This is a genomic window from Herbaspirillum sp. NPDC101396, assembly GCF_044767365.1.
Lineage (GTDB): Bacteria > Pseudomonadota > Gammaproteobacteria > Burkholderiales > Burkholderiaceae_D > Herbaspirillum.
Genome location: NZ_JBIWNT010000003.1, coordinates 681898 through 707911 on the forward strand (window position 1 = coordinate 681898; position 26014 = coordinate 707911).

General features: G+C 59.8%; 26 protein-coding genes. 19 read left to right on the forward strand and 7 right to left on the reverse strand.

Annotated features, from left to right (window positions below; translation table 11 throughout):
• Positions 1–44: 44 nt before the first annotated feature.
• A complete protein-coding gene (locus tag ACIROY_RS12910) occupies positions 45–1127 on the reverse strand; it encodes an NAD(P)/FAD-dependent oxidoreductase (RefSeq protein WP_402272553.1) in 1083 nt (360 codons plus the stop codon).
• A gap of 187 nt (positions 1128–1314) precedes the next feature.
• A complete protein-coding gene (gene fdxA, locus ACIROY_RS12915; RefSeq protein ID WP_053198552.1) occupies positions 1315–1638 on the reverse strand; it encodes a ferredoxin FdxA in 324 nt (107 codons plus the stop codon).
• Positions 1639–1938: 300 nt separating this feature from the next.
• Between fdxA and ACIROY_RS12920 the strand changes: the two genes are divergently transcribed.
• The 4 genes from ACIROY_RS12920 to ACIROY_RS12935 all read left to right on the forward strand — a co-directional run bounded on the left by ACIROY_RS12920 (position 1939) and on the right by ACIROY_RS12935 (position 7096).
• Positions 1939–3177 (forward strand): ABC transporter substrate-binding protein, encoded by a 1239-nt coding sequence (locus tag ACIROY_RS12920; RefSeq protein ID WP_402272551.1) that lies wholly within the window; start codon positions 1939–1941, stop codon positions 3175–3177.
• A gap of 158 nt (positions 3178–3335) precedes the next feature.
• Positions 3336–4508, forward strand: a complete 1173-nt coding sequence (gene pncB / locus ACIROY_RS12925) for a nicotinate phosphoribosyltransferase (protein WP_402272548.1) — start codon at positions 3336–3338, stop codon at positions 4506–4508.
• A gap of 214 nt (positions 4509–4722) precedes the next feature.
• Positions 4723–6096 (forward strand): sodium:proton antiporter, encoded by a 1374-nt coding sequence (locus tag ACIROY_RS12930; protein WP_402272546.1) that lies wholly within the window; start codon positions 4723–4725, stop codon positions 6094–6096.
• 16 nt (positions 6097–6112) lie between these two features.
• A complete protein-coding gene (locus tag ACIROY_RS12935; protein ID WP_402272543.1) occupies positions 6113–7096 on the forward strand; it encodes a 2-hydroxyacid dehydrogenase in 984 nt (327 codons plus the stop codon).
• Positions 7097–7189: 93 nt separating this feature from the next.
• Here ACIROY_RS12935 and ACIROY_RS12940 read toward each other — a convergent pair whose 3' ends face one another.
• Both ACIROY_RS12940 and ACIROY_RS12945 read right to left on the reverse strand, forming a co-directional pair.
• A complete protein-coding gene (locus tag ACIROY_RS12940; protein WP_402341887.1) occupies positions 7190–7444 on the reverse strand; it encodes an acyl-CoA-binding protein in 255 nt (84 codons plus the stop codon).
• 38 nt (positions 7445–7482) lie between these two features.
• The gene (locus ACIROY_RS12945) at positions 7483–7839 is read right to left on the reverse strand and encodes an FKBP-type peptidyl-prolyl cis-trans isomerase (protein ID WP_116433276.1); all 357 of its coding nucleotides are present in this window, start codon (positions 7837–7839) and stop codon (positions 7483–7485) included.
• 287 nt (positions 7840–8126) lie between these two features.
• Between ACIROY_RS12945 and ACIROY_RS12950 the strand changes: the two genes are divergently transcribed.
• From ACIROY_RS12950 to ACIROY_RS12970, 5 genes are all read left to right on the forward strand, one after another.
• Positions 8127–9113 (forward strand): cytochrome D1 domain-containing protein, encoded by a 987-nt coding sequence (locus ACIROY_RS12950; protein WP_402341888.1) that lies wholly within the window; start codon positions 8127–8129, stop codon positions 9111–9113.
• 50 nt (positions 9114–9163) lie between these two features.
• On the forward strand, positions 9164–9961 hold the full coding sequence (locus ACIROY_RS12955; RefSeq protein WP_402341890.1) for a polysaccharide deacetylase family protein: 798 nt from the start codon (positions 9164–9166) through the stop codon (positions 9959–9961).
• Between the two features lie 63 nt (positions 9962–10024).
• Positions 10025–11011 carry a sterol desaturase family protein gene (locus ACIROY_RS12960; protein ID WP_402273798.1) on the forward strand — a complete coding sequence of 329 codons (987 nt, stop codon included), beginning with the start codon at positions 10025–10027 and terminating at the stop codon, positions 11009–11011.
• Positions 11011–11844: an EI24 domain-containing protein gene (locus tag ACIROY_RS12965; protein WP_402342027.1), complete on the forward strand. Its 834-nt coding sequence runs from the start codon at positions 11011–11013 to the stop codon at positions 11842–11844. Before ACIROY_RS12960 ends, ACIROY_RS12965 begins: the two co-directional genes overlap by 1 nt.
• Before the next feature lie 72 nt (positions 11845–11916).
• On the forward strand, positions 11917–12723 hold the full coding sequence (locus ACIROY_RS12970) for a competence/damage-inducible protein A (protein WP_402341892.1): 807 nt from the start codon (positions 11917–11919) through the stop codon (positions 12721–12723).
• 305 nt (positions 12724–13028) lie between these two features.
• Here ACIROY_RS12970 and ACIROY_RS12975 read toward each other — a convergent pair whose 3' ends face one another.
• Positions 13029–13595, reverse strand: a complete 567-nt coding sequence (locus ACIROY_RS12975; protein WP_402341894.1) for a phasin family protein — start codon at positions 13593–13595, stop codon at positions 13029–13031.
• Positions 13596–13878: 283 nt separating this feature from the next.
• Here ACIROY_RS12975 and ACIROY_RS12980 point away from each other — a divergent pair, with 283 nt between their 5' ends.
• The gene (locus ACIROY_RS12980) at positions 13879–14781 is read left to right on the forward strand and encodes a histone deacetylase (protein WP_402272529.1); all 903 of its coding nucleotides are present in this window, start codon (positions 13879–13881) and stop codon (positions 14779–14781) included.
• A 64-nt stretch (positions 14782–14845) separates the two neighbouring features.
• Positions 14846–15760 carry a DMT family transporter gene (locus tag ACIROY_RS12985; protein WP_402272527.1) on the forward strand — a complete coding sequence of 305 codons (915 nt, stop codon included), beginning with the start codon at positions 14846–14848 and terminating at the stop codon, positions 15758–15760.
• A gap of 5 nt (positions 15761–15765) precedes the next feature.
• On the opposite strand, the gene ACIROY_RS12990 is transcribed toward ACIROY_RS12985, so the two are convergent.
• On the reverse strand, positions 15766–16590 hold the full coding sequence (locus tag ACIROY_RS12990; protein ID WP_402272524.1) for a helix-turn-helix transcriptional regulator: 825 nt from the start codon (positions 16588–16590) through the stop codon (positions 15766–15768).
• Positions 16591–16717: 127 nt separating this feature from the next.
• On the opposite strand from ACIROY_RS12990, the gene ACIROY_RS12995 reads away from it, so the two are divergent.
• The 3 genes from ACIROY_RS12995 to pbpG all read left to right on the forward strand — a co-directional run bounded on the left by ACIROY_RS12995 (position 16718) and on the right by pbpG (position 19793).
• A complete protein-coding gene (locus tag ACIROY_RS12995) occupies positions 16718–17479 on the forward strand; it encodes a class I SAM-dependent methyltransferase (protein WP_402272521.1) in 762 nt (253 codons plus the stop codon).
• A gap of 130 nt (positions 17480–17609) precedes the next feature.
• Entirely contained in the window at positions 17610–18518 is a 909-nt protein-coding gene (locus ACIROY_RS13000; RefSeq protein WP_402272518.1) for a DMT family transporter, read from the forward strand.
• A 156-nt stretch (positions 18519–18674) separates the two neighbouring features.
• Positions 18675–19793: a D-alanyl-D-alanine endopeptidase gene (pbpG, locus tag ACIROY_RS13005; protein ID WP_402272516.1), complete on the forward strand. Its 1119-nt coding sequence runs from the start codon at positions 18675–18677 to the stop codon at positions 19791–19793.
• 89 nt (positions 19794–19882) lie between these two features.
• Here the strand turns inward: pbpG and ACIROY_RS13010 are convergent, their stop codons facing one another.
• Positions 19883–20686: an IclR family transcriptional regulator gene (locus tag ACIROY_RS13010; RefSeq protein ID WP_402272513.1), complete on the reverse strand. Its 804-nt coding sequence runs from the start codon at positions 20684–20686 to the stop codon at positions 19883–19885.
• Positions 20687–21094: 408 nt separating this feature from the next.
• On the opposite strand from ACIROY_RS13010, the gene ACIROY_RS13015 reads away from it, so the two are divergent.
• From ACIROY_RS13015 to ssuC, 5 genes are all read left to right on the forward strand, one after another.
• On the forward strand, positions 21095–22108 hold the full coding sequence (locus ACIROY_RS13015; RefSeq protein WP_402272511.1) for a sulfate ABC transporter substrate-binding protein: 1014 nt from the start codon (positions 21095–21097) through the stop codon (positions 22106–22108).
• A gap of 88 nt (positions 22109–22196) precedes the next feature.
• Positions 22197–22787 carry an NADPH-dependent FMN reductase gene (gene ssuE / locus ACIROY_RS13020; RefSeq protein ID WP_402272508.1) on the forward strand — a complete coding sequence of 197 codons (591 nt, stop codon included), beginning with the start codon at positions 22197–22199 and terminating at the stop codon, positions 22785–22787.
• 117 nt (positions 22788–22904) lie between these two features.
• Complete coding sequence (locus tag ACIROY_RS13025) at positions 22905–23882, forward strand: sulfonate ABC transporter substrate-binding protein (RefSeq protein WP_402341896.1); 978 nt, start codon at positions 22905–22907, stop codon at positions 23880–23882.
• Between the two features lie 85 nt (positions 23883–23967).
• Positions 23968–25143 (forward strand): FMNH2-dependent alkanesulfonate monooxygenase, encoded by a 1176-nt coding sequence (gene ssuD, locus ACIROY_RS13030; protein ID WP_116433264.1) that lies wholly within the window; start codon positions 23968–23970, stop codon positions 25141–25143.
• Positions 25144–25152: 9 nt separating this feature from the next.
• Positions 25153–25998 (forward strand): aliphatic sulfonate ABC transporter permease SsuC, encoded by an 846-nt coding sequence (gene ssuC / locus ACIROY_RS13035; protein ID WP_402272502.1) that lies wholly within the window; start codon positions 25153–25155, stop codon positions 25996–25998.
• Positions 25999–26014 lie beyond the last annotated feature (16 nt).

Consider the following 26014-nt stretch of genomic DNA (forward strand, 5'->3'; position numbering starts at 1 on the left):
TCCGAATGGAAGAGGCTTTTTTTGTGAAGCACGGGTGATCGGATTTAATCGAAGACCGGAGTTTCCACGCCGAGAATCTTGTGCAGTTTCGGCGATGTCGTCGTGTACTGCATGTGGATCTTCTTGTCCGGGAAGATGTACGGCGCAGCGCCGAAAGCGGCCAGCGCGGCTTCGTGGAAGCCCGACAGAATCAGCTTCTTCTTGCCCGGATAGGTGTTGATGTCGCCGACCGCGAAGATGCCCGGCACATTGGTTTCGAACTTTTCGGTGTCGACCACTTTCAACTGCTTGCGCTCGATGTCCAGGCCCCATTCGGCAATCGGGCCCAGTTTTGGCGACAAACCGAAGAACACCAGCAACATGTCCAGCGGCAAGCGGCGGGTGACGCCGTCGGCGCCCGTGACCTTGATTTCGGACAACTTGCCGTCCTTGGCTTCAAAACCGGTAGCCTGGCCGACGATGAGTTGCATTTCGTACTGTTCGCACAGTTCCTTCATCTTGGCCACCGATGCCGGCGCCGCCCGGAATTCTTCGCGACGGTGCAGCAGCACTACGGATTCGGCCTTGCCGACGAAGTTCAGCGCCCAGTCCAGCGCGGAGTCACCGCCACCGCAGATGACGATGTTCTTGCCTTCGAACTGGGCCGGATTCTTGACGCGGTAGAACAGTTGCGAGCCGTCGAAGGCTTCGATGCCGTCGACCTTCAGCGTGCGCGGCTGGAACGAGCCGACGCCGGCGGCGATGAAAATGGTCTTGGTGATGAACTTGGTGCCTGCCGAGGTTTCGAGGTCGAAACGGCCGTCTTCGCGCTTTTGCACGACGGTGACTTCCTGGCCCAGATGGAAGGTCGGATCGAAGGGCTCGATCTGCTTCAGCAGGTTGTCGGTCAGTTCCTGGCCGGTGCAGACAGGCACGGCGGGAATGTCATAGATCGGCTTGTCCGGATACAGTTCGACACATTGGCCGCCGACATTGGCGAGCGAGTCGATGACGTGCGCCTTGATTTCCAGCAGGCCGAGTTCGAATACCTGGAACAGGCCGACCGGGCCGGCGCCGACGATGACGGCATCGGTTTCGATCGGCGTTGTCTTGCCGGCGTCAGCCGCGGCAATCTTGAAGTTGTCCATAAAAAAATCCAATTTCCGTTTCAGTTGAGGGTGTTTCCAGACTCAATTGGCTATCGGCCAAGGCAGGTTTGCGTAGCGGCTTGCGCGTGCATTCCCGATCTTGGCTGTATGGCTAGAAGTGAAGGCTGTCTGTTGAAGGAGCGTGCCGGCCGGTTGCCGGCGCCGCTCCGTTGCGGCGCTGTCAGGCTCAGCGCTGCAGGAACTCCAGTTTGTTCTTGGCGTCTTTCCATTCCTCGGCTTCGGCCAGCGGCGCCTTGGTTTTGGTGATTGAAGGCCAGAAACGCGCCAGTTGTTCATTGAGCTTGATGAATTCCTGCTGATCGGCCGGTACGTCTTCTTCCGCATAGATCGCATTGACCGGGCACTCGGCTACGCAAACGGCGCAATCGATGCACTCGTCGGGATCGATGGCGAGGAAATTCGGGCCTTCGCGGAAGCAATCAACCGGGCATACATCGACGCAGTCCGTGTAACGGCAGCGGATGCAGGAGTCGGTCACAACGTGGGTCATAACAGTCCTATCTGTAAAATTTCTTTAAAACCTGGGCAAACTCAGCCGGAATTAGTGGCAATATGGCGCGGTTCAATCGAGGCAAATTTCGATTGCAGCCGGAATTCCTGATTGTTCCTTGATTGCTTCGCAATTTGCAGGCAGATCTGAGGCAAATCTTCTGGTCGCGCGACAATCCCTATACAACCGGCTGGAAAGCCTTGTATTTTAAGGCAATTCAACTTTTCTCACAAATGAGGCTTATACAAATTACGTATAAGTAAATATGAAATATTCATTCGTCCAAGGACAAGATCAAAAGTGAACGACGAACAAGCAAAGACGGGTTTCGTGACACGCGCGCTGACCGGGCTGACGGCGGCGCTGGGGCTGGGTTTGGCGCTGGCGGTTGCCGCTCGGGCCGAGAACATCCGCATCGGCGAAATCAACAGTCATACCGGCGTGGCGCAGTCGAGCCAGGCCTATCGCAACGGCGCCGACCTGGCCGTGGTCGAAATCAACGCCGCCGGAGGCCTGCTGGGACGCAACCTCGAACTGATTTCGCGCGACGACAGCGGCAGCCCCGATGAGGCCGTACGGCACGCCGAGGCGCTGATCAAGACCGATCGCGTCGATGTGCTGACCGGCTCGATGCTGTCGAACGTGGCGCTGGCAGTCGCCAGGACAGCTGCATCCGAAAAGAAGCTGTTTGTCGTCGGCGATGCCTTGTCGGACGCCATCACGCTCGACAAGGGCAATCGCTACACTTTCCGCCTGCGGCCGTCGACTTATACCCAGGCCGCCATGCTGGCGGAAGCGGCCGCCAAGGTGCCGGGACGGCGCTGGGCCATCGTCGCGCCCAATTACGAATATGGACAAAGCGCGGTCGCCAACTTCAAGCTGCTGCTGAAAGAGCGCCGTCCGGACATTGAATTCGTCGCCGAGCAATGGCCGGCGCTGGGCAAGATGCGCGCCGAGGTGGTCGTCAAGGCCTTGCGCCAGGCGCGCCCTGATGCGATCTTCAACGCCGCCTTCGGCAGCGACCTGCAGCAATTCGCGGAAGAGGGCAGCCGTCAGGGTTTGTTCGCCGCCAGCACGGTGTTTTCAATGTCGGCCGGCCCGGCGCTGGGCGATGTGCTGGCGCAATATGAAGGCACCAAAAACTGGGTGGTGCTGGGTTATCCGTCGGAGCAACTCGCCACGCCCGAGCATCAGCGCTTCCGCGAGGCCTACCTGAAGCGTTTCAACGATCGTCCGTTGTTGCAGGCGGTGTTCGGCTACAGCACCGTGATGTCGATCGCCGCCGGGATCAAGAAGGCCGGATCGGTCGATTCCGAAAAACTGGTGACGGCCATGCGCGGCCTGAGCGTGGAGACGCCGGTCGGGCCGATCACCTTCCGCGCCCACGACCAGCAGTCGAGCATGGGGGCGTTCGTCGCGACGCTGGTGTGCAAGGATGGGCGCAGCAACATGACCGAATGGCATTACCTCGACGGCGCGCGCTACATGCCGGACGACAATTACATCAAGGGACGCAGGCCGGCTTCGGCGATGCGCTGATCATGCCGCAATCCTTGCGCGGCGCATGATCGATCCGGCCGGCTGATCGGCTGACTGATTAACCCTCCACGCGGGCGGGGCACGATCTTCCCTATCCAAGGTAAGATAGTGCCCCTTGTCCTCTCCAGCACACGATCATTTTTGACTCGTCAGGCGCCATGATTATTTCTTCCTTGCTCGACACCGACCTCTACAAGTTCACCATGATGCAGGTGGTGCTGCATCATTTCCCGGGAGCGCAGGTCGAGTACCGTTTCAAATGCCGCAACGACGATGTCGACCTGACGCCGTATATCGATGAGATCAAGGCGGAAATCGCCGCGCTGTGCCGTTTGCGCTTCCGCGAATCGGAACTGGCCTACCTGCGTAGCTTCCGTTTCATCAAGAGCGATTTCGTCGACTTCCTCGATCTGTTCCATCTCAACGAAAAGTACATCAGCGTCACGCCGTCGCCGGCTGACAACGGCGAGATCGAGATTCAGGTCAAAGGTCCGTGGCTGCACACCATCCTGTTTGAAGTGCCGGTACTGGCGATCGTCAATGAAGTGTATTTTCGCGCCACTCAGCGCGCTCCCGACTACGAGACCGGCCGTGCGCGCCTGCGCGACAAGATCGCGCTGCTGACCGACAACCCGGCGCTGGACGGTTGCAAGATCGCCGACTACGGCACACGCCGCCGCTTCTCGCGCAGCTGGCACGCCGAAGTGATCCTGGCGATGAAGGACCACATGGGCAGTCATTTTGCCGGCACCTCCAACGTCCAGTTCGCCATGCAGCACGACCTTACGCCGCTGGGTACGATGGCGCATGAATACCTGCAAGCCTGCCAGGCGCTCGGTCCACGCCTGCGCGATTCGCAGATTTACGGCTTTGAAATGTGGGCGCGCGAATACCGCGGCGACCTCGGCATTGCCTTGTCGGACGTGTACGGCATGGACGCCTTCCTGCGCGATTTCGACATGTATTTCTGCAAGCTGTTCGACGGCGCACGCCATGATTCCGGCGATCCGTTCGAATGGGGCGAGCGCCTGCTGAAGCATTACGACAACAACCGCGTCGACTCCAAGAGCAAGGTGCTGGTGTTTTCCGATGGCCTCGATTTCGACAAGGTGGTGTCGCTGTATTTGCGCTTCAAGGATCGCGCAAAAGTGGCCTTCGGCGTCGGCACCAACCTGACCAACGATCTCGGCTACACGCCGCTGCAGGTGGTCATGAAGATGGTGCGCTGCAACGGCCAGCCGGTGGCGAAACTGTCCGATACGCCGGCCAAGAACATGTGCGACGATGAAGCCTACGTGAAGTATCTGCGGCAGGTATTCGAGATCAAGTAAGCCCTCGCAGCATGGCCGCGGCGAGAGAATTTTCGCCGGTTCAGATTCTGCCCCAAAGTCTTGGTTGAAATGTTTTAATGCATTCGGATTCCGGCCGCCATGGCCGGTCTTGCTGGTATAGTGTGGCCTCGTTTGTTACGGTTTTTCCTCTTCACAAGGTCTCACATTGCGCACAAAACTCCTCACGACATCGGCCGGTCTCGGCCTTGCTTTGATGCTTCCTCAACTGGCTCATGCAGCCGATCTTGACGGCGGCGCATTGTCTGCGTTGTGGGGTATTCCATTCATCGGTTTGTTGCTCTCGATTGCGCTCGGGCCTTTGCTCTTCGAACATTTTTGGCACCATCATTTCGGCAAGATCGCATTGGCCTGGGGCGCGGCATTCCTGCTGCCATTTGCGGCGACGTTCGGCGTGCATACGGCCGCCGCCGGTACCGTCCATGCGCTGCTGGCCGAGTACATCCCCTTCATCGCCTTGCTGACCGCCTTGTTCGTGGTGGCCGGCGGCATCTGCGTGCGCGGCAACCTGCACGGCACGCCGGCGCTCAATACCGGCCTGCTGGCGCTGGGCACCGTGCTGGCCAGCATCATGGGCACCACCGGCGCGTCGATGCTGCTGATCCGTCCGCTGATCCGCGCCAACGACAACCGCAAGCATGCGGTGCACATTGTGGTGTTCTTCATCTTCCTGGTTGCCAATGCGGGCGGCTCGCTGACGCCGCTGGGCGATCCGCCGCTGTTCCTCGGTTTCCTCAAGGGCGTGGATTTTTTCTGGACCATGCAGAACATCTTCCCCGAGACCTTGTTCGTTTGCGTGTCGCTGCTGGTGATTTTCTATCTGCTCGATAGCCACTACTACAAGAACAAGGAAGAAGCCTTGCCGCCGGCGCGCGATCCGACGCCCGACTCGGGCATCAGCTTCGAAGGGAAATTCAATTTCGTGCTGCTGCTGGCGGTGATCGCGCTGGTGCTCATGAGCGGCTTCTGGAAGTCAGGCGTGGCATTCGATGTCATGGGCACGCCGGTCGAATTGCAGAACCTGCTGCGCGACCTCGCGCTGGTCGCGATCATCGTGATTTCGCTGTGGAGTACACCGAAATCTGCACGTGCCGGCAACGATTTTTCGTGGGGGCCGATCCTCGAAGTGGCCAAGTTGTTTGCGGGTATCTTCATCACCATCATTCCCGTGATCGCCATGCTGCGGGCAGGCGAAGCGGGTGCGTTCGGCGCCGTCGTGCGTGCCGTCACCGGCCCGGACGGCCAGCCTGTCGACGCGATGTATTTCTGGATCACGGGGCTGCTGTCGTCATTCCTCGATAACGCGCCGACTTATCTGGTGTTCTTCAACACCGCGTCGGGTGACGCGCATACGCTGATGACCAAGTTGAGTTCGACGCTGGCGGCGATTTCGGCCGGCGCCGTGTTCATGGGCGCCAACAGCTACATCGGCAATGCGCCCAACATGATGGTCAAGGCCATCGCCGAAGAGCGCGGCATCAAGATGCCGTCCTTCTTCGGTTATATGGCCTGGTCGTTCGCCATCCTGGTGCCGCTGTTCGTCATCATGACCTTCCTGTTTTTTGTTTAACGATAAAGAGACAAGCATGAAACCAAAGATCTTCGTTGCACGCGCCGTTTTCCCTGAAGTGCTGGAGCGCCTGGCGCAACATTTCGACGTCGAGTCCAATCAGGAAGACCGCATTTTCGGGGCCGATGAACTGATTGCCAAGGTACAGGGCAAGGCCGGCTTGTTCTCGACGCCGAGCGAACCGGTCAGCGCCGCCTTGTTCGCGGCTAATCCGCAATTGAAGGCGGTGTGCAACATGGCGGTCGGCTACAACAATATCGACGTCGCCGCCGCCACCAAGGCCGGCGTGCAAGCCACCAACACGCCTGATGTTCTCAACGAAACCACCGCCGACTTCGGCTGGGCGCTGTTGATGGCGACCGCGCGCCGCGTCACCGAGTCGGAACACTGGCTGCGCGCCGGGCACTGGAAAAAGTGGAGCTACGACAGTTTCACCGGATCGGACGTGCATGGTTCGACGCTGGGCATCATCGGCATGGGCCGCATCGGCCAGGCCATCGCACGGCGTTCGCTGGGTTTCGACATGAATGTGATTTATCACAACCGTTCGCAACTTTCACCGGAACTGGAAGCGCGCGCCAACAATGCAAAGTATGTCGGCAAGGAAGAACTGCTGCGTACCGCCGATCACGTCATCCTGGTGTTGCCGTATTCGAAAGAATCGCATCACACCATCAAGGCCGCCGATCTGGCCCTGATGAAACCGCAGGCCACGCTGATCAATCTGGCGCGCGGCGGGATTGTCGACGACGCGGCGCTGATCGCCGCCTTGCGCGACAGGAAGATTGCTGCTGCGGGCCTCGATGTGTTCGAGAACGAACCTGCCTTCAATCCGGATTTCCTCGGTTTGTCGAACGTCGTGCTGACGCCGCACATCGCCAGCGCCTCGACGCCGACGCGACTGGCGATGGCAAACTGCGCGGCCGATAACCTGATCGCCGCGCTGTCGGGGCAGACGCCGCCGAACCTGCTGAATCGTGATGTCCAGCCGAAGCCGTAATCATCTGGCATTCATCCGGCATTGTCATGAAGGCAATAAAAAACCCGCCGAGGCGGGTTTTTTATTTTCCGGACGCTGTTTTCAAGGAATAGATCAGCCCTTCAGATCGGCGATCAGGTCAATATACTGCTGCTGCGCTTCCTCTTGCGGCAAGCCTTTGAGGGCTTCCCAGGCGTCCCATTTGGCGCGACCGACAAAGTCGGTCATGCCAGGACGATCGCCTTGCACATCGCCGCTGCTGCCTTGCTTGTACAGGCCGTACATCTTCAGCAGGGTCATGTTGTCGGGGCGTTCCGAGAGGTTCTTGGACTCGGCGACGGTCTGTTCAAATTGTTCCTGCAAACTCATGTTTCCTCCTGAATGGCCTTGGGACGGCGTTAAACCGCTTAGACCGCGAGCAGTTCGACTTCGAAAATCAGTGTCGCGTTCGGCGGAATCACGCCGCCGGCGCCGCGTGCGCCATAGCCCAGCGCAGCAGGGATGATCAGCTTGCGGACGCCGCCGACCTTCATGCCCTGGACGCCTTCATCCCAGCCCTTGATCACATGACCTGCGCCCAAAGGGAACGCAAATGGATCGTTGCGGTCTTTACTCGAGTCGAATTTGCTGCCGGCGGTGCCATCCGGATTTTGCAACCAGCCGGTGTAATGCACGCTGACATGGTTTCCTGCCTTGGCTTCGTCGCCGGCGCCAACCTGGATTTCTTCGTATTGCAGTCCAGAGGAGGTAGCGATAGTAGACATTTTGTTCCTTTCAAAGAGTTTGTTTGTGCTGTGTTTTTAGCCGCGCGTCCGGGAGAAAAGGGCGCTGAAAGGCCCGTCCTCCCTGCGTTCTGCGCATGTACATGCTGCGTTGCTGAACGGGGTTGGTGGCAGTGTAAACCAAAACACCGCAAAACACCGGGATCAACGCCACTCGTGTCAGCCAAATCGGCATCACAAGCGTTAGGTACCGTGGGGCGTGCTTTTTTTACGGATTTGTTACGGATTTCATGCACGGTAAGATCGCAATTTTTAAAGTAAAGTTCTTCATGCTGCATAGTTTTGCCCGGTTTTCCCGGCTCTCTCTTCTGGCGCTGTGCGCGCTGTCCGCTGTCATCACTGCGCCGGTATCTGCGAACGTGGTGGTGGTCCTCAATTCCGGCGACGCCACGGTGACGTTGCTGGATCAGTCGACTTACAAGGAAATCAACACTTTCTCGGTCGGCAAGGAGCCGCATCACCTGATGGCGACGCCCGACAACAAGTCGCTCATCGTCGCCAGCGCTACCGGCAACCAGCTGATTTTCCTTGATCCCAAGACGGGCGCAGTGCAGCGCCAGCTGCGCGGCATCATCGATCCGTACCAGATCGGCTTCTCCCCGGACCAGAAATGGTTCATCGCCAACGGCTTGCGCCTGGACCGCGTCGACGTGTACCGCTACGACGGCCATAACCTCGACCTGGCCAAGCGCGTGCGCCTGGCCAAGACGCCGAGCCATATCGCCTTCGACGCCGCCAGCACCACCGCTTTCATTACTCAGCAGGGCAGCAACGAGATCAGCGCCATTGACCTTGCCACCCAGCAGGTCAAATGGACCATGCCAGTCGGCAAGTTGCCTGCCGGTATCTTCATGACCCCGGACAACAAGTATTTGCTGGTCGGCATCATGGGCAAGGATTACGTGCAGGTGATCGACTGGCGCACGCAGAAGACCGTCAAGACCATCCGCACCGGCGAAGGCGCGCACAACTTCCGCGCCCACGGCGACAAGCGCTATGTCTATGTCTCGAATCGCGTCTCCAATACCATCAACATCATCGACCTGCAAACGCTGGAAAGCGTCGGCGTCATTTCCGTGCCCGGCGGCCCGGATTGCATGGAAGTGACTGACGACGGCAAGACCATGTGGGTTACGTTGCGCTGGGTCAAGAAGGTCGCCGTAATTGATCTTGCCAGCAAGAAGATCACGAAAATCATCCCGGTCGGCCGTTCGCCGCACGGCATCTACTTCATCAATCGGGCTGCCGACCTCTGATGCAGAGGGCGCTGCAAGCAGGTTCGCTTCGCCTTGGCAGGTTCGCTGCCATGGGCGCTGCGGTAGCCGCAGTGGTCTCGATCTGGCCGGTGCAGGCGGCGACCGACAATGCCGCATCATCCTGCAAGGGCACGATCTACCTCAGTTTTGATACCGGCAGCCAGTCGCAGGCCGAGTTCATCGCCAAAACGCTCAACAAGCATCACATCAAGGCGACCTTCTTCCTCGCCAACGAAAAAACCGTCAACGGCGATTACACGCTCGATCCGGCCTGGGCACCATACTGGAAAGCGCGTGTCGCCGAAGGCCATGCTTTCGGCACGCACACCTTCGACCATGTCTACGTCCAGCGTGATCTGCCCGACGGCCGCATCGAAGTCAAACCACAATTTGGCGCGCACGCCGGCCAGAAGCAGGTCTGGAGCGCCGCCCAGTATTGCAGCGAGCTGCAGCGCGTGGCGGATCGTTTCAAGGAACTGACCGGCGCCACGCTCGACCATCTGTGGCGCGCGCCCGGCGGCAAGCTGACGCCGCAGCTGCTGGCGGCAGGGCGCGCTTGCGGTTATTCTCATGTGGCGTGGGCCGAAGCCGGTTTCTCGGGCGACGAGTTGCCGAGCGAAAAGTGGCCCAATGCCATGTTGCTGCAACGAGCTTTGCGCAAACTGAAAGATGGCGACATCGTCATGGCCCATCTTGGCATCTGGTCGCGCAAGGATCCATGGGCGCCGGCCGTGCTGGAGCCGTTGATTTCCGGCTTGGAGCGGAAGGGTTTCTGCTTCGCCACCTTGCGCGAACATCCGGCTTACCGGGCTGCGCTCGACAGGCAGCAGACCGCCGTTATCAAATAAGCACGCACCAGCGCAGCGTCTTCAGTAATTACAGCATTTACCCAGGCAATCCTCATGATGCACATGATTCAGGCATTTTCCGATTTGTTCGCCACCGTCCAGGGATGGTTGTTTGAAACCGTCGTCCAGCCGATGGTGTTCAATCTCGGCCTCGGAGAATTCGTCGAAGAGGCGTTCACCGGCACCGAATGGTTCCTGGTCGGCGTGTGCGAGCTGGCGGTGCTGTTCATCATCCTGCGCCCGCTGGAGGCCTGGATTCCCGTGCATGCGTTCACCGACCGGCGCGCGCGCTGGAACGATTTCATCTATACCGCCTTGCATCGTCTCGGCGCGTTCTCGATCCTGGTGTTTTTCCTGCTTGACCCGCTCATGTCTACTCTCAGCGAATTCCTGCACTGGGAAGGCTGGGGCACCTTCAACCTCGACGACGTCTGGCCGGGCGTCACCGATCAGGCGCTGGTGAGCTTCCTGCTTTACCTGATCGTGCTGGATTTCTGCGACTACTGGTATCACCGCGCACAACATGGCGTGCGCTGGCTGTGGGCCTTGCACAGCCTGCATCACAGCCAGGAAAACATGAACCTGTGGAGCGACGACCGCAACCATCTGCTCGACGACCTGGTGCGCGACGTCCTGATGGGCATCGTGGCGCTGGCTATCGGCGTACAGCCGGGTCAATACATCCTGCTGGTGTCGGCGTCGCGCATGTTGCAAAGTCTGCAGCATGCCAATGTGCGCATCCATTTCGGCCGCATTGGGGAGTGGCTGCTGGTGTCGCCGCGCTTCCATCGTCTGCATCACGCGATCGGCATCGGTCATGAGAGCCGCGGCAAGAATTCGCTGGGTGGTCATAACTTCGCGGTGCTGTTCCCGATCTGGGATGTGCTGTTCCGCACCCGCCACGTCGGTTCCGGCTTCGCCATGACCGGCGTGCGCGACCAGCTGCCGCCACCGGCCGGCAAGGGGCGCAACTACGGTCGTGGCTTCTGGGCGCAGCAATGGCTGGGCCTGAAGCGCATCGTCGAATTTTCCCGCAAGGCGGCGCGCTGATGCGCCTGATGACCGTCTCCTTCGGACGCGCGCTGCTGTCGCAGCTGCATATCCGCATGCTGCTGCTGACGGTGCTGCCGTTCGTGATGTCCATCGTGCTCTGGGGTGTGGCGCTGTGGCTCGGGCTGCAGCCGATGATCGACTGGCTGCAGGATTACTTCGTCGGCCACAACGGCTTTGGCGTGGCCGGCTCCATTCTCAGCTGGTTCAACATGGGCGCGCTCAAGACCGTCATCGTGCCGCTGATCGCCATGTGGGCCTTGCTGCCGCTGATGATCCTGACGGCGCTGGTGTTCGTCGGCTTGTGGGCGGTGCCGGCCATCGCACGCCACGTCGGCGGTCGTCATTATTCATATCTCGAGCAGCGCCACGGCGGTTCGGTGGCGGGCAGCCTGTGGACCTCGCTGTGGTGCTTTGCGGTGTTCGTGTTCGGTTGGATCGTGACCTTGCCTCTGTCGATTTTCCCGCCGCTGGCGTTCGTGATCCATCCGCTGCTGTGGGGCTGGCTGACGTATCGCGTGATGGCTTATGACACGCTGGCTGACTACGCCACGCCGGAAGAGCGCCGCGCCATCCTGCATGCGCATCGCTGGCCGCTGCTGCTGGTCGGCGCCATCGCCGGCACCATGGGCGCCGCGCCGACCCTGCTGTGGCTGGGCGGCGCCCTGTCGGTGATTTTTTTTCCCATCCTCGCGGCCGGTGCGATCTGGCTGTACGTGCTGGTGTTCGTGTTCACGGGACTGTGGTTCCAATATTATTGCCTGGAAGCGTTGAGCCGCCTGCGCGCTGCAACTAACGCCGACACGGTTGCCGCTTCTTCCGCCGGCAACTGAGCCGGGCGCAGCCGGATTATCCGGATCAGGGCATAATTCCGGGTTACCACCTGCAGAAGCGAACGGATATTTATGGCTATCGGACTCATCATCATCGGCGACGAAATCCTTTCCGGAAAACGCGTCGACAAACATTTTCCCAAAGTACTTGAATTGCTCACCGCACGTGGCCTGCAACTGGCCTGGGTGGAGTATGTGGGCGACGATCCCGAACGCATCACCAACACGCTCAGGCGCACCTTCGCCAGCGAAGACATCGTGTTTTGCACCGGCGGCATCGGCGCCACACCCGACGATCACACGCGCCAGTGCGCGGCGGCGGCGCTGGACGTCGGGCTCGCGCTGCATCCCGATGCCAAGGTGAAAATCCAGGAGCGTATCGCCGATACCGCACGCGAAGCCGGCATCACGCCGGTGTTCGACGCACCGGAAAACCTGCATCGCCTGAAGATGGGTGAGTTTCCGGTTGGTTCCTCGATTATTCCCAATCCGTTCAACAAGATTCCCGGCTTCTTTGTGCCGAACGTCAGCGGCGAGGGCGCGCATTATTTCGCCCCGGGTTTCCCGGTGATGGCGTGGCCGATGTTCGAATGGGTGCTCGATACGCACTATGCGCATCTGTTCCATCAAGTCGCACGCGCGGAAAAATCGGTGCTGGTGTTCGAGATGCCGGAGTCGACGCTGACGCCGCTGATGGAAGCCATCGAGGCAGAGTTTGCGCTGGTGAAAGTATTCAGCCTGCCGCACGTGGGCGACGACAAGACCCGTCGCCACATTGACCTCGGTGTCAAAGGCGATCCATCGCAAGTGGAAGATGCTTTCCGCAAGATGGAAGAAGGCCTGCGCCAGTTGAAGGCTGATTACCAGCAAGCAGGCTGATCTGAGCGGAAGTGAATGCCGTGGGCAAAAAAATGCCCCGGCTCACCGAGGCATCAGAAACGGTATCTTAGGAGGAAATCAGATACCGAGGAGACAAAGATTGCTCTGAGGCGCTACGGGTAGAACGGGGATACGCCTCATTGCTGAATAACGGGTATTGCACAAGCACTACTTGCAACCACCTGCAGAAAATCTTGCAGCGTTACAACTGTGTCAACAAACCTGTAAAGCAAACCGGGCAGAACAGTCATCATAACGAATATTGTCTGCCCGGGTGTTGTTGAAGCTCGAATTATTCGTTGAAATTATTTCTTGCTGCCACGGGCTGTTGCTTTTACGGTTGCTTGCGACAGCTGATCAACGGCGCTCGAGACATTTGCTTCCAGCGCTTCGCTTGCTTGCTTGGCGCTCTTGGTGAACTGTTCGTAGCCGGCATTGAAGTTGCCGATGGTTGTCTTGACGAAAGTAATTGCGTTCTCCGAACCGGCTGGGGCGTTCTTGGAAGCCTCGTCGATCAGCGAAATCACCTTGCGATTGACTTCAGCCAGTTGCGCTTCGGCAGTCTTGGTCAGTTCTGCTTGCGTGGTCGACACGATGCCGGCCAGATGGCGGCCGTATGCCAGGCTCTTTTCAACGGTAGGCTGGGCTTGCGCGGTCGACAGCGAGAAGAATTCCTGCGCGTCTTTCGCCGTCAGCAATTTTTGTGTTGCTTCGCGGGATTCTTCCAGGGAAGACTTGGTGGCTTTCAGGTTCAGGTCGACCAGCTTTTCGACGCCCTCGAAGGTCTTGTTAGCGAACTGGCTAAACAGTGCGATTTGCGCTTCGAAGTTTGCTTTGGTTGCGACGGAGAATTGTTCGGTGAGAGTCGTCATTTTGCGTAGTCCTTTGGTCCGATATCAAGATTGAATGGAATGGGGCAGGGGAAAATGCACGCTATTGTTGGACACTCTTTTGTGCGGTGCACAATTCGGATTTTAGGTGAAAACACCGGCATGTCAATAGGTTTGCCGACGATTTTGAAAAAGATTGTGGTCTATTTTCCGCAGGCGTCAAACATACTTCCGAGTCGGTTTTTTCTGGCCAGTATTTCGCCAGTATCACGTCTGTATCAGGCTAACGAAAGCCTATTGAAAGTCTGTTTTTGAAAGCCTATTGTTGAGAGCCTATTACAGCGACCACTTCGTCCTGCCGCTGCCGGCCGGACATCGTTTCCCGATGATCAAGTATCGCCTCATCCGCGAGGGAGCCGCGCGTGCAGTGGCGGATCTGGAATTCCACGAAGCCCAGGCCGCCACTGATGGCGTGCTGGCCTTGGCGCATCATCCGCGCTATGTCGATCTGGTCTCGCGCGGCGCGTTGCCGGAGCAGGTGCAAAAGGACATCGGTTTCCCGTGGTCGCCGGAAATGGTCGAGCGTTCGCGCCGATCCGCCGGCGCCACCATCGCCGCCTGTCGCAGCGCCATGGAGCAGGGCGTGGCGGTCAACCTGGCCGGCGGCACGCATCACGCCTATGCCGATCGCGGCGCCGGCTTTTGCGTGTTCAATGACGCCGCCGTCGCCGCCCGCCTGATGCAGGCTGAACGTCGCGCCGCACGCGTGGCGATCGTCGACCTCGACGTCCATCAGGGCAACGGTACTGCATCGATTCTGGCGACGGACGATTCGGTGTTTACCTTATCGCTGCATGGCGAGCACAACTACCCATTCGAGAAAGAACGCAGCGATCTCGATGTCGGCTTGCCCGACGGCGTCGGCGACGCCGCCTACCTGGCGGCACTGGAGGCGGCGTTGGCGCAGCTGATGGCACGCTTCGATCCGCAACTCATCATCTACCTGGCCGGCGCCGATCCGCACGAAGGCGACCGCCTCGGGCGCATGAAACTGAGCATGGCCGGCATGGCGGCGCGCGACACGCTGGTGTTCGAACTGGGCCGTCAGCAAAGAATTCCGATCGCGGTTACGATGGCGGGCGGTTACGGAAAAAACATCGAAGACACCGTCGCCGTCCACGTACAAACAATAACGCTTGCCAGTCGATACGCTGCCGACTGGAACTGAGCTCCGGAGCCAAAACGTTCACCGCACTCCGGCGCAGACTTCCCGCAGTGTGTTTTGGATAACTATGACTCGCATCGCCGCCGGCGCAGCCCAGGACAAACGTTCCTGGAATCCCCTGTTGCTCAATCTCGTTCCGCTGTCCTTTGTGCTGATCTGGAGCACCGGCTTCATCGTCGCCAAGTTTGGCCTGCCGTATGCGCCGCCGCTGACCTTTTTGATCCTGCGCTTCGTCGGCGTGCTGATCTTCCTCGTGCCGCTGGTGCTGATCTTGCGCGCGCCATGGCCGCAAGGGCTGCAGGTTGCACACATCTCCGTCGCCGGCGTGCTGTTGCATGCCGGTTATCTCGCGGGCGTGTGGAGCGCGATCAAGATGGGCATGCCGGCCGGGTTGACCGCGTTGATCGTCGGCATGCAACCGGTACTCACGGCCTTCGCGGCACCCTTCGTCGGCGAGCGCGTCAAGGGACGCCAATGGCTGGGACTGGGCTTGGGTTTGTGCGGCGTCGGGCTGGTCGTGGCCAACAAGATTTCACTGATCGGCCTGTCATGGGAAGCGATTTCCCTGTGCGTCATGGCGCTGGTGACGATCACCATCGGCACGCTGTATCAGAAGCGTTTCTGCCCGCACTTCGACCTGCGCACCGGCACCATCGTGCAGTTCGTCGCTTCGTTGCTGGTGGTGCTGCCGTTTGCGATTTTCGTGGAAGACTTCGACCTGAGTTTGCACGCGGTCGCATGGACGCCGCAGTTCATCGGCGCCTTGCTGTGGTCCATCCTGGCGCTGTCGATCGGCGCCATCTTCCTGCTGTTCGCGCTGATCCGGCGCAGTGCGGCCACGGCCGTCACCAGCCTGCTGTACCTGACGCCGCCGACCACTGCAGTGATGGCCTGGCTGATGTTCGGCGAAGTCTTCAGCGTGGTCGGCATCATCGGCATGGTGGTGGCCGTGATTGGCGTCGCTTTCGTGGTGCGCAAGTAATCCGTTCAGACCGGCATCAGGGTGATCAGCTTCAGATCCGGCCGGTTCGCCACGCGGAAATTCACCTGCTGGTAAGTCAGCTCGCCTTGTACGGGATGGCGGAACAGGCGCTTGCCGCCTTCGCGTTCGACCACATCCTGCAGGCCCCAGGCGCGCTTGAACAGCGCGCTGCGCGCCGATAATTCTTCCACCATCGTCTTGATCTGCGGATCGTCCAGGTATTGCCCGCAATCGGCGCGAAACTCCGCGACCAGGCGGCGTGCGCGCTGTTCCCAGTCGGTGATCAACTCTTGCGAGGCCGTGGTGCAGAACGTGAAAAACAGCAGATTGTCGTATTCGCTGCCGGCGGTGAGCCAGCCCGTGAACAGCTTGCGCGCGGGCGCGTTGCAGGCCAGCGCATTCCAGTAGCGGTCCAGCACATAGGCCGGCTGCCGGATGCTGCGCACGACCTCGAGGATTTCCGGCGCGATGCTTTCGGTGTGATCGTCCTGATGTACCGGATCCTTCTTTTCCGCCAGTTCAAACAGATAGGTGCGTTTGGCGCGCGGCAGGTGCAGCGCGTCGGCGATGCGCGCCAGCGCTTGCGGAGAAATCGAATCGGTGCGGCCTTGTTCTATCCAGGTGTACCACGTCACGCTGATGCCGCACAGCTGCGCCACTTCTTCGCGCCTTAGTCCCGGTGTCCGGCGGCGCGTGCCGCGCGCCAGATGACCGAGTCCGGCCAGCGTCGGCGAGATCTGTTCGCGCTGCGATTTGATGAACTCACCCAGCGCCTTGCGCTTGATGTCGGGTTTGAGGGTTTTATCCTGTCTGGTGTCGTCGGAGGGCATGGCGGAGGGTTCAGGCTATTGGTTTTGGTAATAGTATAAATGGTGAACTTGTACCAGGATACAGAACAACTAAACTTGCGTCTCCAGCCAGTCAACAACCACGTAGCACATCACACAGGAGCCAGGAATGCGTAGCCACAATGAAGTGATTTCCGAACAGTTCGGCACCACCGCCGCCTCGTATCTGACCAGCGCCGTCCATGCGCAGGGGGCGGATCTGCAAGACCTCGCGGCGTATGCCGCTGCCTATCCGCATGCCCGCGTACTGGATCTGGGCTGTGGCGGCGGTCATGCCAGCTTTGCGACGGCGCCGTTCGCCGCGCAGGTAGTCGCCTACGACTTGTCGGCACAGATGCTGGAAGTGGTGCGCGCCGCCGCCGTCGAACGCAAGCTGCCAAACATCGAGGTGCAGCAGGGCAGCGCCGACCGCCTGCCATTTGCCGATGCCTCGTTCGACGTCGTGTGCACGCGTTTCAGCGCACACCACTGGCGCAATCTGCCGCAGGCTTTGCACGAAGCCGCACGCGTGCTGAAGCAGGGCGGCCGCTTTGTGATGATCGACACTGCAGCGCCCGCAGATGTGCTGGCCGACACCTACGTGCAGGGCATCGAGCTGCTGCGCGACACTTCGCATGTGCGCAACGTCAGTCTGTCGTCATGGAAAAAATTGATTGCGCAGACCGGCCTGCAGGTCGAGTTCTCCAAGAGCTGGAAACTGACGCTGGAATTCTCCTCCTGGGTCGCGCGCATGCGCACTTCGCCGGAACACATTGCCGCCATCAAGTCGTTGTGGCGCGCCGCGCCGGCGGAAGTGCGCACCTATTTCAACGTGGCCGAGGATTATTCCTTCGATATCGACACCGTGCTGGTGGAGGCGATCAAGAAGTAACCGGCGGGAGCAGGCAACTCATACGGAAACCGACTTAAAGGGCGTCTAATAATATATTGGACCCCATATGAGTCGATGCTTATGCTGGGCGGCATTTTCCTTACGTCAGCGTCAGGCACGCCGCTCAGCCATGAAAGCACTGCGCTCCTCCGATTTCCTCGCCGTCCTCGCGCTCGCCACCGCGGCCCTGTTCTGGGCCGGCAACATGCTGGTCGGCAAAGCGCTCAATGAGCAGGTCGCGCCGCTGACGCTGGCGTTCTGGCGCTGGGTGCTGATCCTGACGATCCTGGCGCCGTTCGTGTGGCGCGACGTGGTACGTTATCGTGCGGACATCCGTGCGGCTTTACCGCTGCTGAGCTTGCTGGCCTTGCTCGGCACCGGCTTGTACAACGCGCTGATTTTCGGCGCGCTGCATTTCACCAGCGCGACCAACGCCGCCTTGCTCAATTCCTCGATTCCGGTCTGGACCGTGTTGCTCTCCGTGCTGATACACAGGCGTCGGCCGGGTCGCATGGAGCTGCTAGGCGTCAGCGTCTCCCTCTGCGGCGTTGCCGCCATCATCAGCCATGGCTCGATTACCGGCCTGGCAAGCTTTCAGCTCAATCGCGGCGATGCCTGGATGCTGGTGGCGATGGTGATGTGGAGTGTCTATCTCTTGCTGTTGCCGCGTCGCCCGCGTGTCTTGCCGAGCTTCTGTTTTTTGTGGGTCACGGGCGTGCTCGGATTGTTTGCATTGACTTTGCTGATGCTCGTCAACGGAGGCGGGCGGACGTTCGTTATATCGCTCAGCCAAACCAGTGTGACCGGTGTTTTTTATCTGGCTGTTTTTCCAAGTATCCTGGCCACGCTCGTGTGCAACTACGGCATTGATCGGATCGGCGCCGTGAGGGCATCGCAATGCGTTCATCTGGTCCCGGTATTCGCCTCTGTTATCGCGATGGCCTGGCTGGGGGAGACGTTACACTGGTATCATGCTGTGGGTTTTATTTTTGTACTGGCGGGTCTGTTTATAGCAAATCAGAGGTATCGCGACCGTTAAAAAGTCGCGCGGGGTTTCCAAAAATTAAAAAAGCGCACTTTTTCAAGAAAATTGATTAAAAAGTTGCGCTAACTACCTAATTATCTTGCGATTTTCCCTTGGTTTGCTACACTGCCAACAGTTTCTTGTATGTATCAATCAGGGGGAGGTTCACCAATGCTCAAATCTGCGCTAGCTGCCGTCGCTACGGCACTTCTGGTCTTGGTCGGCATATCCTCGGTGCAAGCGCAAACTTCACCTAATTCCAAGAAAACGGTCGTTAAAAAGACTGTAATCAAGAAGAACGTCGTCAATCGTCGTCCAGTCGCCGCGCCCAGGCGCGCTCCCCAAGCCTCGCTGGATCGCCGTGAAAAACTGGTCAAGAAGGTCGCCGTGGTCCACGGCAAGCGCCGCGTGGTGTATCAGCGCGTAGCCGCCATGCCGACTGTCCCGGTGGTGCCGCCCGTCATGACCGCCGGCGACATGGCCGGCCTCAACCTGACGCAAGACCCGTTGGCGCTGCGTTCCAATGTCGCGCTGGTGATCGACCAGGCCAGCTCGCAAGTCCTGTTTGAAAAAAACTCCTCTGTTGCCTTGCCGATCGCGTCCGTCACCAAGTTGATGACTTCGCTGGTGGTGGTTGAAGCGCGCCAGAACATGGAAGAAGTCCTGACCGTCAGCGATGACGACGTCGATCGTCAAAAACACAGCAGCTCGCGCCTGCGTGTCGGCGCACAATTGTCGCGCGACGACATGCTGCACATTGCGCTGATGAGTTCCGAAAACCGCGCGGCATCGGCGCTCGGTCGCAATTATCCGGGCGGACTGCCGGCATTCGTCGCCGCAATGAACGCCAAGGCGCGCTCGCTGGGCATGATGGATACGCACTACGTTGATTCAACCGGCCTCTCCAGCAACAACGTCGCCAGCGCACGCGACCTTGCCAAACTGGTGGTCGCGGCTTACAACTATCCGATCATTCGCCAATACTCGACCGACGCCAAATACATGGTCGAGCCCAGCGGCCACGCCCTGCAATACGCCAGCTCCAACCGCCTGGTCGCCAGCAAGGATTGGGACATCGGCCTGCAAAAGACCGGTTACATCAATGAAGCAGGCCATTGCCTGGTCATGCTGACCAAGATCGAAGGCCGTTCGGTAGTGATGGTGTTCCTCGATTCCAAGGGTAAGCTGTCGCACGTGGGCGATGCTGCACGCATGCGCAAATGGCTGTCCGAGCAAGGCCCGCAAAACCTGACCCGCGTGAACCTGCGTGCACGTGCGGACGAAGGCTGATCCGGGTTTTAAAGTCACCAGACAATAAAAAAAGGCGAACTTCGGTTCGCCTTTTTTATTCCTGCCCCGGCACGTAGAAGTCGTTCAAACTATGCCGCGCCATCCTGCAGGCTTTGCTGGCTCACGAAGCCCAGCGCTGAGGAGATCTGCGCCGCCGTGGTGACCAGATCTTCCACCCAATCTTCCTGCAGGCGATCAGCCGGCGCCGAAATCGACAGTCCCGCGACCAGTTTGCCGGAGTCGTCACGGATGCCTGCCGCCATGCAGCGCACACCCAGCTCCAGCTCTTCGTTGTCGCGTGCATAACCGAGCGCGCGCACCATGCTCAGTTCGCGCTCCAGCTTGCTCAGATCGGTAATCGAATTCTTGTTGTGGCCGGCCAGTCCGGTGCGCGTGGCGTACGCGCGCACGGCCTTGGGGTCGTCAATGGAGAGGAACAGCTTGCCGGTCGAGGTCAGGTGCAGCGGCGCGCGGCCGCCGATGGCGCGTACCACCTGCATGCCCGAGCGTTCGGAGAAGGAACGGTCGATATAAACGATTTCATCGCTCTGGCGCACCGACAGGTTGATGGTCTGATGGGTCTTGCGATGCAGGGCGCGCATGAAGTCGAGCGCCGCTTCGCGCACGCTCAGGCGGCTCTTGACGATGTTGCCGAGTTCAAGCAGACGCATGCCGAGGCGATAGGTGCCGGGCTCCGAGCGATCAACGAAACGCTTTACCACCAGGTCGTTGAGGATGCGGTGGGCGGTGGAGGGATGCAGCTTGGTGGCGGCCGACAATTCCTTCAGGCTGACCGGATCCGGATACATCGCCAGCGCGTCCAGCAGGGACACCATCCGTTCAATGACCTGGATCGATATCGCGCCTGTCTCGTCGTGGGCTTCTTTTTTCATCTCGATTTCTGATGCATTGCAATAGGTTCTTTATACCACATTGTGAAAAGGAGAAGAAGGCGGTGCGCCAGGAAGAGGCGTTTTCCGGGCGGGATGGTAGTTTTACGAGGACAAAAATGAAACGGCGACGACAGGTTCAAAGGAGAGGGCAGTTCCGTGATTGCGTCATAAAGGCCGATATTACGATTCGCCGGGAATTCCCCGTTCGCCCATGCCTCCCGGCTATATTGCTGCAGGTGATTCTCTTATGCGAATTTGATATGAACAGCGCCTCTCTATATTCGGCAGCCTTGTTGTTGCTTATCTGTTTTCCGCATATTGAGAGAAGAAAGTATTCGTTCGTTTTTTCTTGCCGCCTCATTAACCTGTGCTCTCCAGAACAAAACTGAACCAAGAGGGATGCAGATCATGTTGAAAAAGCTTATCAAGTCGGTTGCCGTCGCAGCCTTGTTCTCGCAGGTTGTGCCGCTGGCCCACGCCGCGGATGTTTCCTTGCTGAATGTCTCCTACGACCCGACTCGCGAACTCTACGCCGACTATAACAAGGCCTTCGCCAAGTATTGGAAAGCCAAGACCGGCGACAACGTGACCATCAAAGCATCCCATGGCGGTTCCGGGAAGCAGGGACGCTCCGTCATCGACGGCATCGACGCTGACGTCGTGACGCTGGCGCTGGCGTATGACATCGACGAAATCTCCGAAAAGGCCAAGCTGCTGCCGCCCGACTGGCAAAAGCGCCTCGAGCACAACAGCTCGCCGTACACCTCGACCATCGTGTTCCTGGTGCGCAAGGGCAACCCCAAGAAGATCAAGGACTGGGACGACCTGATCAAACCTGGCGTCTCGGTGATCACGCCGAATCCGAAGACCTCCGGCGGTGCACGCTGGAACTACCTGGCGGCATGGGCCTACGCGCTGAAAAAGGGCGGCAATGACGCCGCTGCGCGCGACTACATCTCCAAGCTGTTCAAGAACGTGCCGGTGCTGGATTCCGGCGCACGCGGCGCCACCATCAGCTTTGTTGAGCGCGGTCTGGGCGACGTTTTGCTGGCATGGGAAAACGAAGCGCTGATCTCGCTCAAAGAATGGGGCCCGGACAAGTTCGACGTCATCACCCCATCGATTTCCATCCTGGCTGAACCGCCTGTTGCTGTGGTCGACAAAGTCGTTGACCGACGCGGCACCCGCAAGGTCGCTGAAGAATACCTGAAGCATTTGTATTCCGACGAAGGCCAGGAAATCATCGCCAAGAACTACTACCGTCCGATCAACCCGAAGATCGCTGCGAAGTACGCCTCGCAATATCCGAAGGTCAACCTGATCACGGTCGACAATACCTTCGGCGGCTGGCAGAAGGCCCAGAAGGATCACTTCTCCGACGGCGGCAGCTTCGACCAGTTGTACGTGCCGAACAAGAAGTAATTGCGGCACATCGGCATCACACTCCGGAAGCCCGCAGCAGGGCTTCCGGAATCATCACCAGGTACCAGATTCACCCTTTGAGTTGACCATGACGATTCTCTTGTTGGCCGGCAGTCCTTCCGCTCCGTCCCGTTCCACCCGCTTGCTGCACCACGTCGGCGAAAAGCTGGCCGCGCTCGGGCACCGCTATTCCAAACTGGACGTGCGCGATCTGCCGGGTCAGGCCTTGATCCGCGCCGACTTCAACGATCCCGAGATCAAGGCCGCACTGGCGCGTGTCGAAGAGGCTTCGGCCGTGGTTGTGGCGACACCGGTTTACAAGGCGGCCTATAGCGGCGCGCTCAAGGCTTTCCTCGACCTGTTGCCGCAGTTCGGCCTGACCGACAAGCTGGTGTTGCCCCTGGCTACCGGCGGCAGTCAGTCGCACATGCTGGCGCTCGATTACGCGCTGCGTCCTGTGCTGTCGTCGCTGAATCCCAAACATGTGCTGCCGAGTATTTACGCCACCGAGGCGCAGGTGATCTGGTCCGAGCAGGACGGCCTGGTGCTCGATGCGCCCATCGTGGCGCGCGTGCAGGAAGGCGTCGACCAGTTGTCGAGCAGCCTGCTGGCCTTGCACAAGACCGCGCCGGGCGTATTCACCGATATACCGTTTTCGCAGATCCGATGTAGCGTTTAAGCGCGGGCCGCGTCCTCCCGCTTCATTGATCACTCGTGCAAGACCCGCTATCCGCGGCAGGAGCGGAGGGGCCTTGTTACGCCAAATTACACAAAATAACAGTTACGGGAAAACCAGATGAGTGCACAACAACGTTCCGCCAGACGCCGTACCCTCGGCCTGCTGTCCGCGCTGACCACACTGACCATCGCCGCTGCAGGCCTTGGCGTGAGCAACTTCGCCGCGGCCCAGTCCAAGCAAGTGCTGCGCATCGGCTATCAAAAAGCCGCCAGCACGCTGGTGCTGCTCAAGGCGCACGGCGCGCTGGAAAAACGTCTGCAAGCGCAAGGCGTGGAAGTCAAATGGGCGGAATTCACTGCCGGTCCGCAATTGCTGGAAGCGCTGAACGTCGGCTCGGTCGACTTCGGCTATGTCGGCGAAGCGCCGCCGGTATTTGCCCAGGCGGCAGGCGCCGACTTTGTCTACACCGCCTATGAAATCCCGACGCCGAACGCCGAAGGCCTGCTGGTGCAAAAGGATTCGCCGATCAAGAGCGTGGCCGAACTGAAGGGCAAGAAAATCGCCTTCAACAAAGGCTCCGACGTGCATTGGCTGGTCGTGGCCCTGCTCAAGAAAGCCGGCCTCAACTACAGCGACATCCAGCCGGTCTACCTCGCGCCGGCCGATGCCCGCGCCGCGTTTGAAAAAGGCGCCATCGACGCGTGGGCCATCTGGGATCCGTTCCAGGCCGCGGCTGAAAAACAGATCGGCGCGCGTCGCCTGGCAACCGGTGTGGGCGCAGTCAGCCATCACCAGTTCTTCCTGAGCGCGCGTCCGTTCGCGGAAAAGAATGCCGCCGTCCTCAAGGTGCTGCTGGAAGAAATCACCAAGGAAGGCCAATGGATCCGCGCGAACACCAAGGAAGCCGCGGCCCAGCTCGCGCCTATCCAGGGCCTGGACACCGACGTCATCGAAGTCAGCCTGAAGCGCTACGAACACATCTTCCGGCCGATCGACGCCAAGGTGCTGGAAGAGCAGCAACGCATCGCTGACGCCTTCTTCGAGCTCAAGCTGATCCCGAAAAAACTCAGCGTCAAGGACGCCGTGCTGAAGTAAATACGCGCAATACGCATCATGGATGCGCCGGCTTGCAAGAGATCGGCGCACCGCTGGTTTCACCTGATATCGATTGGAGTTTGCAATGAACGTTTTCTGGTTTATCCCCACGCACGGCGACAGCCGCTACCTCGGCACCGCAGAAGGCGGACGTCTGGTCAGTCATGACTACATGAAGCAGGTCGCGGTCGCTGCCGATACCCTGGGATATGACGGCGTGTTGCTGCCGACCGGACGTTCCTGTGAAGACGCCTGGGTCACCGCCGCCAGCCTGATCGGTGAAACCAAGCAATTGAAATTTCTGGTCGCAGTGCGTCCCGGCCTGAGCGCACCGACGCTGTCGGCACGCATGGCCGCCACCTTCGACCGCCTGTCCGGCGGTCGCCTGCTGGTCAACGTCGTCACCGGCGGCGATCCTGCCGAGCAGGAAAGCGACGGCATCTTCGGCACGCACAAAGAGCGCTATGAAATCTCCGACGAGTTCCTCAAGATCTGGCGCGACGTGCTGAGCAAGACGCACACCGGTGGCGAAACCAATTTCGAAGGCAAGCACCTCAGCGTCAAGGGTGCCAAGGCGCTCTATCCACCGGTGCAGGCGCCGTATCCGCCACTGTATTTCGGCGGTTCCTCGGACGAAGCGATCGACCTCGCCGCCGAGCAGGTCGACGTCTACCTGACTTGGGGCGAACCACCCGAAGCAGTCGCCGAGAAGATCGCCATCGTGCGTGCACGCGCCGCCAAAGCCGGCCGCACTTTGCGCTTCGGCATCCGCCTGCACGTGATCGTGCGAGAAACCACGGAAGCCGCCTGGCGCGCCGCCGACGAGCTCATCAGCAAGCTCGACGACGCCACCATCGAAAAGGCGCAGAAGACCTTCGCCAAGATGGACTCCGAGGGACAGCGCCGCATGGCCGCGCTGCATGGCGGCAAGCGCGACAAGCTGGAAGTCAGCCCGAACCTCTGGGCCGGCGTCGGCCTGGTGCGAGGCGGCGCCGGCACCGCGCTGGTCGGCGACGGTCCGACCGTGGCGGCACGCCTGAAGGAGTACGCTGACCTCGGCATCGACACCTTCATCCTGTCCGGCTACCCGCATCTGGAAGAATCGTATCGCTTTGCCGAATTGGTGTTCCCGCTGTTGCCGCGCAAGCAGAAGGAAACGCTGCCCGGTTTCAACCTGACCGGTCCGTTCGGCGAGATCGTCGGCAACACCCACGTGCCGCCACCGGCCGCCAAGCCGGCGCAGCAAGTGTCCGAGAGTTAAGGATCCATCATGAGTGCAAGCATCGCCAGCTCTGGCGTCGACACCACCGAAACTCCACGCAAGATCGCTGCCGCTAAAAGTAGCGGCAGTGGCAATCGTTTCGGCGCCACGCAATTATTGTCCTGGGCCTTGCCGGTCGGCCTGATCGTCGTGTGGCAGATCGCCGCGCAGGCAGGCTGGCTGTCCAGCCGCATCCTGCCCGAGCCGTGGGCTGTGCTGCGTGCAGCCTGGAACCTGTCGGCGTCGGGCGAGTTGTGGACGCATCTGGGCGTGAGCACCGGGCGCGCCGCTTCGGGCTTCGCCGTCGGCGGCGGGCTCGGCCTGCTGCTAGGGCTGCTGACCGGCACCTTCCGCCAGGCGGAAGTGCTGCTCGACACCACGCTGCAGATGGTGCGCAACATCCCGGCGCTGGCCTTGATTCCACTCGTGATCCTGTGGTTCGGCATTGACGAGACTTCCAAGCTGTTCCTGGTATCGGTCGGCGTGTTCTTTCCGATCTACCTCAATACTTTCCACGGCATCCGCTCGGTCGACAAGGGCCTGATCGAAATGGCGAAGAGCTATGGCTTGTCCGGCTGGCCGCTGTATCGCGACGTGATCCTGCCCGGCGCGTTGCCGTCGATCCTGGTCGGCGTGCGTTTTGCGCTCGGCCTGGTGTGGGTGCTGCTGATCGTGGCCGAAACCATTTCGGCGCAGGCCGGCATCGGCTACATGACCATGAACGCCCGCGAATTCCTGCAAACCGACGTGGTGCTGGTCGGCATCCTGCTGTACGCGCTGCTTGGAAAACTGGCCGACGTACTGGCGCGCGGCCTGGAAAAATTCTGGCTGCGCTGGCATCCGGGCTATCAATGAACACGGCAACGAACCA

What these genes read in the sequence shown, in the direction of transcription:
- ACIROY_RS12970 (WP_402341892.1), top strand. Translation starts at nt 11,917, where the DNA reads ATGGCTATCGGACTCATCATCATCGGCGACGAAATCCTTTCCGGAAAA.
- ACIROY_RS12955 (WP_402341890.1), top strand. Translation starts at nt 9,164, where the DNA reads ATGGGCGCTGCGGTAGCCGCAGTGGTCTCGATCTGGCCGGTGCAGGCG.
- ssuD (WP_116433264.1), top strand. Translation starts at nt 23,968, where the DNA reads ATGAACGTTTTCTGGTTTATCCCCACGCACGGCGACAGCCGCTACCTC.
- ACIROY_RS12950 (WP_402341888.1), top strand. Translation starts at nt 8,127, where the DNA reads ATGCTGCATAGTTTTGCCCGGTTTTCCCGGCTCTCTCTTCTGGCGCTG.
- ACIROY_RS12985 (WP_402272527.1), top strand. Translation starts at nt 14,846, where the DNA reads ATGACTCGCATCGCCGCCGGCGCAGCCCAGGACAAACGTTCCTGGAAT.
- ACIROY_RS13025 (WP_402341896.1), top strand. Translation starts at nt 22,905, where the DNA reads ATGAGTGCACAACAACGTTCCGCCAGACGCCGTACCCTCGGCCTGCTG.
- ACIROY_RS12930 (WP_402272546.1), top strand. Translation starts at nt 4,723, where the DNA reads ATGCTTCCTCAACTGGCTCATGCAGCCGATCTTGACGGCGGCGCATTG.
- ACIROY_RS13000 (WP_402272518.1), top strand. Translation starts at nt 17,610, where the DNA reads ATGAAAGCACTGCGCTCCTCCGATTTCCTCGCCGTCCTCGCGCTCGCC.
- pbpG (WP_402272516.1), top strand. Translation starts at nt 18,675, where the DNA reads ATGCTCAAATCTGCGCTAGCTGCCGTCGCTACGGCACTTCTGGTCTTG.
- pncB (WP_402272548.1), top strand. Translation starts at nt 3,336, where the DNA reads ATGATTATTTCTTCCTTGCTCGACACCGACCTCTACAAGTTCACCATG.
- ACIROY_RS12965 (WP_402342027.1), top strand. Translation starts at nt 11,011, where the DNA reads ATGCGCCTGATGACCGTCTCCTTCGGACGCGCGCTGCTGTCGCAGCTG.
- ssuE (WP_402272508.1), top strand. Translation starts at nt 22,197, where the DNA reads ATGACGATTCTCTTGTTGGCCGGCAGTCCTTCCGCTCCGTCCCGTTCC.
- ACIROY_RS12990 (WP_402272524.1), bottom strand. Translation starts at nt 16,590, where the DNA reads ATGCCCTCCGACGACACCAGACAGGATAAAACCCTCAAACCCGACATC.
- ssuC (WP_402272502.1), top strand. Translation starts at nt 25,153, where the DNA reads ATGAGTGCAAGCATCGCCAGCTCTGGCGTCGACACCACCGAAACTCCA.
- ACIROY_RS12945 (WP_116433276.1), bottom strand. Translation starts at nt 7,839, where the DNA reads ATGTCTACTATCGCTACCTCCTCTGGACTGCAATACGAAGAAATCCAG.
- ACIROY_RS12910 (WP_402272553.1), bottom strand. Translation starts at nt 1,127, where the DNA reads ATGGACAACTTCAAGATTGCCGCGGCTGACGCCGGCAAGACAACGCCG.
- ACIROY_RS12960 (WP_402273798.1), top strand. Translation starts at nt 10,025, where the DNA reads ATGATTCAGGCATTTTCCGATTTGTTCGCCACCGTCCAGGGATGGTTG.
- fdxA (WP_053198552.1), bottom strand. Translation starts at nt 1,638, where the DNA reads ATGACCCACGTTGTGACCGACTCCTGCATCCGCTGCCGTTACACGGAC.
- ACIROY_RS12940 (WP_402341887.1), bottom strand. Translation starts at nt 7,444, where the DNA reads ATGAGTTTGCAGGAACAATTTGAACAGACCGTCGCCGAGTCCAAGAAC.
- ACIROY_RS13010 (WP_402272513.1), bottom strand. Translation starts at nt 20,686, where the DNA reads ATGAAAAAAGAAGCCCACGACGAGACAGGCGCGATATCGATCCAGGTC.
- ACIROY_RS13015 (WP_402272511.1), top strand. Translation starts at nt 21,095, where the DNA reads ATGTTGAAAAAGCTTATCAAGTCGGTTGCCGTCGCAGCCTTGTTCTCG.
- ACIROY_RS12975 (WP_402341894.1), bottom strand. Translation starts at nt 13,595, where the DNA reads ATGACGACTCTCACCGAACAATTCTCCGTCGCAACCAAAGCAAACTTC.
- ACIROY_RS12995 (WP_402272521.1), top strand. Translation starts at nt 16,718, where the DNA reads ATGCGTAGCCACAATGAAGTGATTTCCGAACAGTTCGGCACCACCGCC.
- ACIROY_RS12935 (WP_402272543.1), top strand. Translation starts at nt 6,113, where the DNA reads ATGAAACCAAAGATCTTCGTTGCACGCGCCGTTTTCCCTGAAGTGCTG.